Annotated in this window: 10 protein-coding genes; 7 read left to right on the top strand and 3 right to left on the bottom strand. The window is 63.0% G+C overall.

Annotated elements, in window-relative coordinates; translation table 11 throughout:
• The first annotated feature begins 4 nt into the window (after nucleotides 1–4).
• Together M1L61_RS11340 and M1L61_RS11335 are read left to right on the top strand one after the other, a co-directional pair.
• Entirely contained in the window at nucleotides 5–3196 is a 3192-nt protein-coding gene (locus tag M1L61_RS11340) for a CusA/CzcA family heavy metal efflux RND transporter (protein ID WP_049402758.1), read from the top strand.
• Nucleotides 3193–3468, top strand: coding sequence for a hypothetical protein (locus M1L61_RS11335; protein WP_019184735.1), 276 nt, complete (start codon nucleotides 3193–3195; stop codon nucleotides 3466–3468). The genes M1L61_RS11340 and M1L61_RS11335 overlap by 4 nt, the downstream gene beginning before the upstream one ends.
• A gap of 15 nt (nucleotides 3469–3483) precedes the next feature.
• On the opposite strand, the gene M1L61_RS11330 is transcribed toward M1L61_RS11335, so the two are convergent.
• Complete coding sequence (locus M1L61_RS11330) at nucleotides 3484–4581, bottom strand: UvrD-helicase domain-containing protein (RefSeq protein ID WP_248854742.1); 1098 nt, start codon at nucleotides 4579–4581, stop codon at nucleotides 3484–3486.
• Complete coding sequence (locus M1L61_RS11325) at nucleotides 4559–6139, bottom strand: AAA family ATPase (protein ID WP_026070029.1); 1581 nt, start codon at nucleotides 6137–6139, stop codon at nucleotides 4559–4561. Before M1L61_RS11325 ends, M1L61_RS11330 begins: the two co-directional genes overlap by 23 nt.
• A gap of 274 nt (nucleotides 6140–6413) precedes the next feature.
• Here M1L61_RS11325 and M1L61_RS11320 point away from each other — a divergent pair, with 274 nt between their 5' ends.
• Nucleotides 6414–7466 (top strand): DNA-binding protein, encoded by a 1053-nt coding sequence (locus M1L61_RS11320; RefSeq protein WP_248854741.1) that lies wholly within the window; start codon nucleotides 6414–6416, stop codon nucleotides 7464–7466.
• A 20-nt stretch (nucleotides 7467–7486) separates the two neighbouring features.
• Here the strand turns inward: M1L61_RS11320 and M1L61_RS11315 are convergent, their stop codons facing one another.
• Nucleotides 7487–8245, bottom strand: a complete 759-nt coding sequence (locus tag M1L61_RS11315; RefSeq protein WP_248854740.1) for a hypothetical protein — start codon at nucleotides 8243–8245, stop codon at nucleotides 7487–7489.
• Between the two features lie 127 nt (nucleotides 8246–8372).
• Between M1L61_RS11315 and M1L61_RS11310 the strand changes: the two genes are divergently transcribed.
• The 4 genes from M1L61_RS11310 (at nucleotide 8373) to M1L61_RS11295 (ending at nucleotide 12564) form a co-directional block, all read left to right on the top strand.
• The gene (locus M1L61_RS11310; RefSeq protein WP_043033515.1) at nucleotides 8373–8723 is read left to right on the top strand and encodes a helix-turn-helix transcriptional regulator; all 351 of its coding nucleotides are present in this window, start codon (nucleotides 8373–8375) and stop codon (nucleotides 8721–8723) included.
• Nucleotides 8724–8897: 174 nt separating this feature from the next.
• Nucleotides 8898–9317, top strand: coding sequence for a transcriptional regulator CopL (copL, locus tag M1L61_RS11305; RefSeq protein ID WP_012480218.1), 420 nt, complete (start codon nucleotides 8898–8900; stop codon nucleotides 9315–9317).
• Between the two features lie 113 nt (nucleotides 9318–9430).
• The gene (locus tag M1L61_RS11300) at nucleotides 9431–11299 is read left to right on the top strand and encodes a copper resistance system multicopper oxidase (RefSeq protein ID WP_012480217.1); all 1869 of its coding nucleotides are present in this window, start codon (nucleotides 9431–9433) and stop codon (nucleotides 11297–11299) included.
• Nucleotides 11296–12564 (top strand): copper-binding protein CopB, encoded by a 1269-nt coding sequence (locus M1L61_RS11295; RefSeq protein WP_005413421.1) that lies wholly within the window; start codon nucleotides 11296–11298, stop codon nucleotides 12562–12564. Before M1L61_RS11300 ends, M1L61_RS11295 begins: the two co-directional genes overlap by 4 nt.
• The last annotated feature ends 4 nt before the right edge of the window (nucleotides 12565–12568 follow it).

The raw sequence follows: 12568 nt of genomic DNA, 5'->3' as shown, positions 1-12568 counted from the left end.
CGCCATGCTCGAACGCCTCATTGGGCTGTCCATCCGCCATCGCTGGCTGACGCTAGTGCTCACCGCTGCGCTGGTTGCGCTGGGCGTGTGGAGCTACCGTCACCTTTCCATTGACGCCACACCCGACATCACCAACGTCCAGGTCCAGATCAACACCCAGGCCCCGGGTTACTCGCCGCTGGAGGCCGAACAACGGGTCACCTTTGCCATCGAAACGGCCATGGCCGGTCTGCCCAAGCTGGACTACAGCCGCTCGCTGTCGCGCTACGGGCTTTCGCAGGTCACCGTCGTCTTCAAGGACGGCACCGACCTGTACTTTGCCCGCCAGCAGGTCGCCGAGCGCCTGCAGCAGATCGCCTCCCAGCTTCCCGAAGGGTTGGACCCGGAAATGGGGCCGATCTCCACCGGGTTGGGCGAGATCTTCATGTACACCGTGGAGGCCGAGCCCAACGCTCGCAAGCCCGACGGCACCCCGTACACGGCCACGGACCTGCGCACCCTGCAGGACTGGGTGATCCGGCCGCAGCTGCGCACCACGCCCGGCGTCACCGAGGTCAACACCATCGGCGGCTTCGAGCGGCAGATCCACATCACTCCCGATCCAGCTCAGTTGGTGGCGCTGGGCTTCACGTTGAACGACGTGGTCGCCGCGGTCATGCGCAACAACCAGAACATCGGCGCCGGCTACATCGAGCGCAACGGACAGCAGTTCCTGGTGCGCGTGCCGGGCCAGCTAGCCAATCTGGAGGCAATCGGCAACATCGTGCTGGACCGGCGCGATGGCGTGCCCATTCGGGTGCGCGACGTCGCTAGCGTGGGCGAAGGCAAGGAGCTGCGCACGGGCGCGGCCACCCAGAATGGCCACGAGGTCGTGGTCGGTACCGCCTTCATGTTGTTCGGCGCCAACAGCCGGGAAGTCTCCCAGGCGGCCGCGGCCAAGCTGGATGCCGCCAACGCCAGCCTGCCTGCCGGCGTCCATGCCAAGGCCGTCTATGACCGCACCGCGCTGGTGGATCGCACCATCGGCACGGTGTCCAAGAACCTGATCGAGGGCGCGCTGCTGGTGGTGGTGGTGCTGTTCCTGCTGCTGGGCAATGTGCGCGCCTCGTTGATCACCGCGGCGGTGATCCCGTTGGCGATGCTGTTCACCATCATCGGCATGGTGCGTGGCGGCGTGTCGGGCAACCTGATGAGCCTGGGCGCGCTGGACTTCGGCCTGATCGTGGACGGGGCGGTGATCATCATCGAGAACTGTCTGCGCCGGTTCGGCGAGGCGCAGCACGCGCTAGGCCGCCAGCTCAACGATGAAGAGCGCTATGACCTGACCGCCTCGGCCACCGCCGAGGTGATCCGTCCCAGCCTGTTTGGCCTGGGCATCATCGCCGCGGTCTACCTGCCGATCTTCTCGCTGTCCGGGGTAGAAGGAAAAATGTTCCACCCGATGGCGATCACGGTGGTGCTGGCCCTGACCGGCGCCATGGTGTTGTCGCTGACCTTCGTGCCGGCGGCGATCGCCAGCTTCCTGCGCGGCCGTGTGGCTGAGCACGACAACCGCCTGATGCGCTGGTCGCGTGCCCGTTATACGCCGCTGCTGGATTGGGCCCTGCGTCGGCGCGTGGTGGTGCTGGCCGGCGCGGCCGTGCTGGTGGTGGGCTGTGGCGTGCTGGCCACCCGCTTGGGTTCGGAGTTCGTGCCGAGCCTGGATGAGGGCGACATCACCTTGCAGCCCATGCGTATTCCCGGCACCAGCTTGGAGCAGTCGGTGGCCATGCAGGAAACGCTGGAGAAGCGCCTGGCCCAGTTCCCGGAGGTGGCCAACATCTTCTCAAAGATCGGCACCGCCGAGGTGGCCACCGATCCTATGCCGCCGTCGATGGCCGACACCTTCCTGATGCTCAAGCCCCGCGACCAGTGGCCCGACCCGCGCAAGCCCAAGGCCGAGCTGGTGGAAGAGCTGGAGGCGGCGGCCAAGGAAATCCCGGGCAGCAACTACGAGTTCACCCAGCCCATCCAGATGCGCACCAACGAGTTGATCTCCGGCGTCCGTTCGGACGTGGCGGTCAAGGTCTACGGCGACAACCTTGACCAGTTGACGCGCCTGGCCAGCCGGGTCGAGCGGGTCATGCGTAGCGTCCCCGGCGCCGAAGACGTCAAGGCCGAGCAGGTCTCCGGCCTGCCGCTGCTGACCATCACGCCAGATCCGGCGGCATTGGCACGGTATGGCCTGAACCCGGGCGATGTGCAGGAAACGGTGGCCACCGCCATTGGGGGCAGTGTTGCCGGCCAGTTGATCGAGGGCGACCGCCGCTTCGACCTGGTCGTGCGCCTGCCCGAAGCGCAGCGCCAAGACCCCGCTGTGCTGGCAGATCTGCCCATTCCGCTGCCGGCAAGCACCAGTGTCGATGAGTCCAGCCGTCTGGCCGCCGGCGCCAATGGGGGGCCTCGCACGGTGCCGCTGCGGGAAGTGGCGAAGATCCAGGTAGAGCGCGGGCCCAATCAGATCAACCGCGAGAACGGCAAGCGCCGCGTGGTGATCACCGCCAACGTGCGCGAGCGCGATCTGGGCGGGTTCGTCGGCGAGTTGCGCACACGCATCGGCCAGGATGTCGCGCTTCCAGAGGGCTACTGGATCGATTACGGCGGCACCTTCGAGCAGCTGATCTCGGCCACCCAACGCCTGGGCGTGGTCGTTCCGGTGACACTGGCGTTGATCTTCGCTCTGCTATTCATGGCCTTCGGCTCGGCCAAGGATGCGGCCATTGTGTTCAGTGGCGTGCCGCTGGCGCTGACCGGCGGTGTGCTGGCACTGGCTCTGCGCGGGATTCCGTTGTCGATCTCTGCCGGCGTGGGCTTCATCGCGCTGTCGGGCGTGGCCGTACTCAACGGGCTGGTCATGATCGCCTTCATCCGCCGTCTGCGCGAACAGGGCGATCCGCTAGACGACGCTGTGCGCGACGGCGCCCTTGGACGCCTGCGACCGGTGTTGATGACCGCCCTGGTAGCCTCGCTGGGCTTCCTACCCATGGCCTTGAATGTCGGTGCTGGCTCGGAAGTGCAGCGGCCGCTGGCCACTGTCGTCATCGGCGGCATCGTCTCATCCACCGCATTGACCTTGTTGGTGCTGCCGGTGCTCTATCGTTGGCTGCATCGCGACCGAGCTCCCCGCGCCGGTAGCACTGCTTTGGAGTCCCCATGAACGAGCTCAACCTGGAACAGGTCCGTGCGGCGATGTTTACCGACCCGGGCGTGAAAGCGGTGGACGACCTGCGCCTGGTCGCCGGTGAGCATGGCCGTGCGATCGCGGCCACCATCACGGTCGCGGCGCCCTCGGTCGACCTGGACCTGGTGCATGCTGTGATTGCCCAGGTCCTGGCCGATCAATTCGGCATCGATCAGATCATGCTGTGTTTCAACGACCCGGGCCCGGTACCGCCGCCGCCCACCGCGGCGCCGTTAAAGAAGATGTGATCGCAGCCCCTGGCTCTATGCGTCTGCGCTGGCAGGCGCATAGAGCTGATGACCCGGCAACGCGCACGCGCCGGCATACACAAAGGCCACGCTTTGCCGCGCCCGGGTGAAGGCCACGTAGTATTTCGGCGGCGCGGTGATACGCGCTGCATCGGCCGTGCGCAGGTACTGCGTCAACGGCCCGGTCGGAAAGATGAGGACCCGACTGTAGGTGCGGCCCTTGCACTGCCCAAAGTTCACCGCCGGCAGTCCGTCGCACGCCTGCCGCCGGTCATGCCGGAGCACGGTGGGGGCGAACTCCTGCATGTACGCGGCCACATCCCCTGGAGCGACGAGGTAGATGCCATCGTGTCCGGTGACCTCGCCATTGCCTGATTGGGTCCGCGGCATCTGCGGATAGAGCGTGTCAGCCATATCGCACAGGGCCTGGACGCAGCGCAGACTGGTGAGGCGGTGATCCAGCCGGCATAAGCCGTCGGCCTCCCAAATCTGAAACAGCGCTGCCAGATTCGGACCACGGTATTGGCTGTACCTTTGCGCATAGTTGGTCGCATACGTGGCTTGGCGCGTATCGCCTACCAACGTGATGGCAATCTCGCTCTTCAACAGCCGTTCGACCAGATCCAGATCAAAGCCGGCCAGATCCTGGACTTCGTCGATGTAGAGCTCGTCGTACATCGCCGCCAATCGCGCCACGACCTGGCCTTGGGTCAGCTCATCGCAGCGCACAGCGAAATCGGCCGCTCGGTCCGAATACATCCGGTTGCCCGCCAGGTAGTGGCGCGCCACCTGGGTGCGTGGGGCGCGGTTGTTGGTGACACCTTCTACGAACAGGATGGTCTCGATGCGAGGCTCAGGGCAAAGCGCAGCCTGGTACGGGCGAATGCACTGGCGCAGCAGAAAGCCATACCAGCTGTGCAAGGTGACATGCGCGGGGACCGCGCCTGCGTGGGCCTCAAACGAGCGCCGGATCTCTTCCAGGTTTTCCAGCGTGTAGGTGACAATCGCGATGCGGCGCTCAGGTCGCTCCAAGGCCTGCCGGACCAGCAACGTGGTCTTGCCCGAGCCGGCTGCCGAGAGCAGGACCCGGTTAGGTGATGGCACGCTGGACATAGTCCGGGAACCTGATCGAGTGCGGGCTATTGAAAATCGCCAAGGCCGTATCGGTCTTATGGCCCTTCATGTACTTGAGCAGCGCCACCTCATCGGCAAAGGCCTTGCCCAGCACGGTATTGAGTTCGGCCAGCGAGTTGGCTTTGATCAGCTGCTCTTCCAGCGAAGGGGCGCTCTCGTCGGAATCGTAATAGATCGCGTTGATGTGCTCGGCATAGCGCTCTTGCACAACTGCGATATCACCGTCGTTGTCGGTGATCACCTTGGCCTGAATCCTCAGTCGATCGGCAATCTGCAAGAAGCGTTTGAATGCCAACGACTTGACCGAAATGATGTCTACGCCGTGAGCCATCGGCGCCACGCCGTGATGGTCACTGTAGGCACGCTGCACGATCAGTTCGTCGGAAGGGCCTTCCACCAGGATCGCCTGCTTGGCCAGGATCAACCGCAGCGTGTCGTGGCCCGGCAGCTTCATGAAATAGTCGTGGGTATCGCTGGGCAGCTGGTCCAGCTTCATCTGGCCTTGCGCGCTGAACAGGATCACGTTGTCCACGCCCAGCTTGTTCAACACGAAGCTGCTGTGGGTGGCGATGATCACCTGCTGGGCGGTGGAGAGGGCCGCAATCTTGTCGATCAGCTGGGTCATGCTGGAATAGGACAGATGGTTCTCCGGCTCCTCGATCAGCAGCACGTGAGCCGCGCCGGCCGCGTGCATCGCCAGCTTCATCTTCACCGCGCTTTGCTCGCCCTTGCCGGCCTGGGTGAACGGGAGCTCATCCAGGTAGGGTGACAGGCTGGTTTCCCACGTTGAGCGCGGCGATGTGTCCACGCCTACCGTCAATGCCCTGTGGCTGATGTCCCCGGTGTGCTCGGTCAAGTAGGCATTGATCGCTGCCACATCCGCTTCTTCGGAAAAGCTCTGCCGCATGCGGCGGAAGCTCAGCGACAGCGAGACGCGCTGCGCAGGCGTCAGTGCCTGCTCGATGATGCCGGCGATATAGCGATCGGCACCGGACAAGGTCTTGATGCCGTGCGTGTCGATGATGGTCGAGTCGAACGGAATACTACGGGCGGTGACGCCATTGTTGGCGAAGGAGTACCAGCGCACCGTGTAGTACTCCACCGGCAGGCTGACCGCGCCCTGGTGCTGCTGCAGGTAGGCGTTGAACTCCTCGCGGTAGTCGTCGTTGAGCTCGACCAGCAGCCGGATGCCGGCGGTATCCAGACGCAGGGAGTTGTTGGTGCCGCGTAACGACGCCAGCGCGGCGTCGGCGCCCAGATAGGCTTCGATGGAGATCCGTGGCGGCGAGGCCGGCGTGCCCGTGGCAAGCGCTCCCAAGTACTCCTGCACCGTGGGCTGGTGGAACAGGTAGGGCGTGAGCTCGTAGGCAAGATTGCGCCCATGCAGCTGGCCGGTGACCACCGCGTGGATGGCCTCCAGCAGGGTGGATTTACCGACCTCGTTGTCGCCCACCACCAGGTTCATGTGGGCATTGAGGGGCAGGTCCAGATGGCGAAACGACTTGAAGTTGTCGATGACGATACGTTCGATCGGCATGCACAGTCCTATGATGGCCAACGGGCTCGGTGGCGGAGCCTGCCTGCACCCTGGCTGGCCTCCTTTCCGCTCTGGGCCATACTACCCAGCGATCGCCGGCCCTGGGCGGTTTCGTACTGCTTGGGACGCCGGGAAGGGTCAGAATCCGCCTTACGCGGGATAATTCAATATTATCCCGTATAACTATTTTCGCCGACGAGCGGTCGTCTACCTGCTTTAATAGTATGTAATTACATGGTATGTAATACATTACGAAATAAAGTGAGGTGGCACGATGGCGCGCGCAGGACTCTATAAGAGTGACGTCCAGAAGGCGCGCGACGCGCTGCTGGCCCAACGCAAGAAGCCGTCAGTCGACGCGGTGCGAGTGGCCTTGGGCAACACGGGCTCCAAGACCACGATCCACCGCTACTTGCGTGAACTGGAAGGAGAGGAAGGCGGCGGTCCGGCGAGGACGGTAGCCGTTAGTGATGCTTTGCAGGACTTGGTTGCGCGCTTGGCCTCGCGGCTCCAGGAGGAAGCAGAGGCCATCCTCACCCAGGAGCGTGAGCGCCATCAGGCTGAGCTCCACAGTCGGCAACAGGCGCTTTCCGGTGCCCAAGAGGAGGCTGCCGCCTTGAGCACTCGGCTGCAGCGCACCGAAGCAAGCCTGCACCAAGAGCAAGCTGCTCACGCCCTCCTTCAACAGAATCTAGGTGACAGGATCGCGGAAATCGCCCAGTTGAACGAGCGCATCGCTGGCATGACGGTGCGGCTGGCTGATCATGAGGCGCATACGCGTTCTCTGGAGGACAAGCATGCCCATGCCCGGGAAGCGCTTGAGCACTACCGCACTTCAACCAAAGAGCAGCGTGAGCAAGAGCTTCGCCGTCACGAGCATCAGGTCCAAGAGCTGCAAGTAGCCTTACGTCAGGCCAATGAAGCCTTGGGCGCGAAGAATCAGGAGCTGTTGGTGCTGAACCGCGACAATGGTCAATGGCTGGAGCGCCACGGGCGGATTGAGCGTGAGCTTGCCCAGCTACGACAGGCCCACGAAGGCCAACACAGCGAGGTCGTGGCGTTGCGCCAGACCGCGACGGACTATTTGGCACTGCAGGAGCGCTGGAAGACTGACGCCAAGACCTTGGATACCATGCGCAACGAGCTAGCTCAAGTTCAAGACACCCTTGCGCGGGAGCGTGAGCGCCGCGAGAGCGCTGAAGCCGATGCGTTGCGTGCCAATGCACGTCTTGAAGCGCTAGAGCCTCTACTGAATCAACTGACGCCAGCACAAAATGCGGTGAAGAAAACTCGGCGCGGCCATGCGCAAGATGGGGGAGCCGACTGACGAGGCTGCTCGTTTGTCTGCTAGCGGCTGGGGTGGCGCTCACCTGTCCAGTACGCCCATTCCATAGGGACGACCCAATCTACAAACAGTTTGGCTACTGAGGACTCCGGTGCCAAATGATAGGGCTTGAACATGCCTTGCTCGGGCGAACTGGTCATCAGGTAGCGCAGGCGCTTCTGGACCTCCTGAAAGATGGCTTCCCGCACATGGGCGCTGTCGTGCACGCCAAGACGCATCGCCACCGAGGCACCTTGGCGTACCGCCGCCCAGCAGCAGTAACGCCACCGCGCGATCGGCAAGCCCCGCGGTCCGGATTGAAAGACGAACCCCACATCACGTGCCCAGCCTGGGTCGAAGTGATGTTTGAGCAATTGCTGCTCCAGAAACTGCTCGGTCTCCCAGAGTGCAAGTTCATCCCACAGCTCCAGTTTCGCGTCCGCCAAGTCTACATCGTGTGCCATATCGCCGAGTTGGTCTTCCAGCACCGGGAGCAGGTGCCTGCGCTCGTGGGTAGACCAGGCGAAAGCCCATTGCAGATCTTCGATGGGCGTGACCTCGGCATCGGGGCGGATCTGCCATCGATCCGCTGGCCAGGGAACTTGGATCAAGGCCAAGTCTCGCAGCGTGTCCAGCACCAGCAAGGTGGAGCGGCGTGTGGGCGCCACCGGTAGGTGTCGTAGCTGCGCGGCTAACAGTGCGGCTAGGAAAAGGGTGCCACGAAGGCCCAACTCCTCGATGCTGGCGACCCCAGATGGCGTCATTGACGAGGTTCCGGGCATGCGGTTTCCGGGGATGAGGGAGCGGCGTGGCTCCTGGGGGGGGGGGGGGGCGGCGCTACCGGTGTCGCCGGTTGCCTCAAAGCTAAGAATATCTTAGTATGCAAGGCTGGGTACATCCGCCATCCTTATGGGGTCTCCATGGGGTGCGCGCGTGACTTTGTCCGTCGACTCAACACCGACCTTCGCTCGACGCCTCAAACAAGCCCGCCTGCACACGGGTTTGTCGCAGAAGGAGTTGGGCATCCGGGCCGGTCTGGATCCTCACGTGGCCAGCCCCCGAATCAACCAGTACGAGCGTGGCAAGCACGAGCCCATGCTGGAGATTGCTGAGCGGTTGGCCCAAGCGTTGGGGATCCCCGCCGCCTTCCTTTACACCGACGATGATCTGCTGGCCAAGTTGCTCCTGCGCTGGGGCTCGCTAAGCAAGCAGCAGAAGCGCGAGTTGGTGAAGCTGATCGAGGCCACGCCCGAGAAGTAAACCGAACAAGCGCTCGCCCTATGGGCAACTCTTCGCCTCAACCCGCCCTTTGGGCGCTTCTGGAGGGAGCTGCAGTGTCCGCGGCTAGTGCGACTGACAAGTCGCGACATCTCAGGCTTACTTGAGATTTTGTTCACGACCGATACACACGCGCCTTGTCTAAAGTGATATACCATGTCGCCCGTGTCAGCCTCCTCACTTCTACTGCGACTGTTCCTGATCGCCATGCTCGTGCTTAACGGCGCGTGGTCGGCGTTTGCGTCCGTCAGTATGAACCCGGTCATGGAAGAGCAGGCCAGCGAAGTGGCTGCCGCGGTGCAAGTCGACGAAGACTGCTTCGCCCATCACAGTGCTGAGCATCATCCCGATGCCACATCGATTGAAAAGGCTGGCACTGGGCATGGCGACCATGCCGGTCCCGACTGTTGCAAGTCTTCTGCGTGCCGGTGCGCCTGCGTACACGCTTGCGCGAGCGCACTTCCTGCGCGCCTGCATGTTTCGGTGCAACTGGCCTTGGGCCTGGATGTCATGCCGCTGCCCCTAGGGCATGCGGCACCTGCCTTGCCTCATCTGATCCGACCACCGATCGGCTAAGCGTCCCTAGGCGCCGCAATGGCGCCGTTGGTGTGGCTTGCATGCCTGTTTAGGCCAGCCGCCCGCTCTGTACCACCGCCCGCCGGTGGCAACACGACGCTTGGAGCATTTTCATGTCGCATGATGATTTTCGTGGTCCACGCGGTGGACCGCTGCTGCCTTCGCGGCGGCGATTTGTCCAAGGCTTGGCCTTGGGAGGCGCAGTCGCAGGATTAGGTTTCTGGCCCAAAGCCAGTTGGGCGCTCAAGGGGCCGGGACAACCCAACGTACTATCGGGCACTGAGTTTGACCTGACCATTGGCGAGACGCCGATGAACTTCACCGGCAAGACCCGCACCGCGATCACGGTCAACGGGTCCGTTCCGGCGCCGTTGCTGCGGTGGCGGGAAGGCACCACGGTCAACTTGCGCGTCTCTAATGCATTGCCCGCTAACTCCATCCATGGCGCGGACACCTCCATCCATTGGCACGGCATCATTTTGCCGGCCAACATGGACGGCGTGCCGGGTCTGAGCTTTGACGGTATCGGACGTGGTGAGACCTACCACTACCGGTTCACCCTGCATCAGGGCGGAACCTACTGGTACCACAGCCACTCAGGGTTCCAGGAACAAGCCGGGCTCTATGGCCCGATCGTCATCGACCCATTGGAGCCGGAGCCCTTCAGTTTCGATCGCGACTACGTCGTGATGCTGAGCGATTGGACAGACCTGGACCCGACGGCCCTGTTCGATCGTTTGAAGAAGATGCCGGGCCATGACAATTACTACAAGCGCACGGTCGGCGATTTTGCGCGCGATGTGAAGCGCAACGGCCTGTCGGCCACGTTGGAAGATCGCAAGATGTGGGGCGTGATGCGGATGACGCCCACGGACCTGTCCGACGTCAACGCCAACACCTACACCTACCTGATGAACGGCACGACCTCACTGGGCAACTGGACCGGTTTGTTCCGCAGTGGCGAGAAGGTGCGCCTGCGTTTCATCAATGGCTCTGCCATGACGTACTTCGATGTGCGTATTCCGGGGCTGAAGATGACCGTGGTGGCGGCAGATGGCTTGTATGTCCATCCGGTTTCCGTCGACGAGTTCCGCATCGCGGTAGCAGAAACCTTCGATGTGATCGTGGAGCCCTCCGGGCAGGACGCATTCACCATCTTTGCCCAAGACTCCGGTCGCACCGGCTACATCAGCGGCACGCTCGCTGTGCGCGAAGGATTACGCGCGCCCGTTCCGTCTGTGGATCCCCGGCCGCTGCTGACGATGGCAGACATGGGCATGGATCATGGGTCGATGGATATGTCTGGCGGCAGCAAGGGCATGGAAGGCGGCTGTGGTGCGGCCATGGGCATGCCTGGCATGACCCCACCTGTCAGCGGTAACGCGACCTCGGCCCATGCAGGCCATGCGATGCCCGCCGCCGGCGATGGTGCCATGGCAGGCATGCAGCACGGGGGCATGCAATCACACCCTGCTAGCGAGACCAACAATCCCCTGTTGGACAACCAAGCCATGAGCGTGAGTTCGCGCTTGGATGATCCGGGCAATGGCCTGCGCGATAACGGCCGTCATGTGCTGACGTATTCCATGCTCAAGAGCACCTTTGAAGACCCTGACGGACGCGACCCCGGTCGCGAGATCGAGCTGCATCTGACCGGACACATGGAGAAATTCTCCTGGGGCTTCAACGGTCAGAAGTTTTCCGATGTCGAGCCGCTGCGGCTGAACTACGGCGAGCGTATGCGCATCGTATTGGTTAACGACACGATGATGACCCATCCCATCCATTTGCACGGCATGTGGAGTGACGTGGAGGACGACAACGGCAACTTCATGGTGCGCAAGCACACGGTGGATATGCCGCCAGGTAGCCGACGCACGTATCGCGTGCGTGCCGATGCGTTGGGCAGCTGGGCGTTCCATTGCCACCTGCTTTATCACATGGAAGCCGGAATGATGCGCACGGTGAGGGTCGACGAATGAACATCAATAGACGCGATACCACCCTGACTGCGCTGACGGCTATCTCGCTGGCCCTGGCCAATGCGGCCAGCGCCCAATCTATGCAGCACGGCTCCATGCAGATGGAGCAGGGCGCGCAGACCCAGACTCAGGATCACTCTGCACATCAGGCACCGACATCAAAACCTGCGCCAGCCCAAAAGCCTGCAACACCGGCCAAGACGAGCGAAGCGACGATCGATCATGCGGCGATGGGCCACGCCGAGCCGCAGGCTAACGCAGCCGAGCCTGCCATGCAGGGCATGGACCATTCGCAGATGGGGCACGGCTCGCCCGCGAGCACACCTGCGGCGCCCACAGCGCAGGCGCAGTCGATGCAGGGCATGGATCACAGTCAGATGGCACAGCCCGCTGCAGCCGACACCTCCGGCACGGCCACGCCTGCGATGCAGGGGATGGACCATTCGCAGATGGGCCATGATTCGCCCGCGCCCGCTACACCAGAAGCGGGAATGCAATCGATGGAGGGCATGGACCACAGTCAGATGGGACACGGGCCTGCAGCGCCAACGCAGCCGCGCACCCCGATTCCCGCGGTGACGGACGCGGATCGCAAGGCGGCCATCGCGCCGGAACACGCGCATCCGGTGCATGACAACTCGATCAAGAGCTACGTGCTGCTCAATCGCCTGGAAACCTGGGATGCCGATCCGGGCACCGGGCTGGGCTGGGAGGGCCAGGGCTGGATCGGTACGGACCTCAATCGCGTCTGGCTCCGCAGTGAAGGCGAACGCACGGATGGTCAGACCGAGTCGGCTGATCTGGAAGTGCTTTACGGCCGCAGTATCTCCACGTGGTGGGATGTGGTGGCCGGTGTGCGTCATGACTTCAAGCCTGGGGCATCGCAGAACTTCGCCGCTATCGGTGTACAGGGCTTGGCGCCGATGAAGTTCGAAGTGTCCGCCACAGCCTATCTCGGCGAAGGGGGCCAGACTGCCGCCAATGTCGAGGCCGAGTACGAATTGCTGCTAACCAACCGGCTGATCTTGCAGCCGCTGGTGGAAGTCACCGCCTATGGCAAGAACGATCCATTGCGCGGGATAGGTTCGGGTCTGAGTGCCGCTGAGGCGGGGCTACGACTTCGCTATGAGTTCACCCGAAAGTTCGCTCCCTACATCGGCGTGGTGTACGAGCGCGCGTTTGGCAATACCGCAGACATGCGACGCGAGCATGGCGAGTCCTTTGAAGACACGCGCTTGGTCATCGGCCTTCGTACCTGGTTCTAAGGGG

It is taken from the genome of Stenotrophomonas sp. NY11291, from assembly GCF_023277365.1.
Taxonomy (GTDB): Bacteria; Pseudomonadota; Gammaproteobacteria; order Xanthomonadales; family Xanthomonadaceae; genus Stenotrophomonas; species Stenotrophomonas geniculata.
The sequence above is the reverse complement of the archived record's forward strand: the minus strand, read 5'-3'. Positions and strand labels throughout refer to the sequence as shown.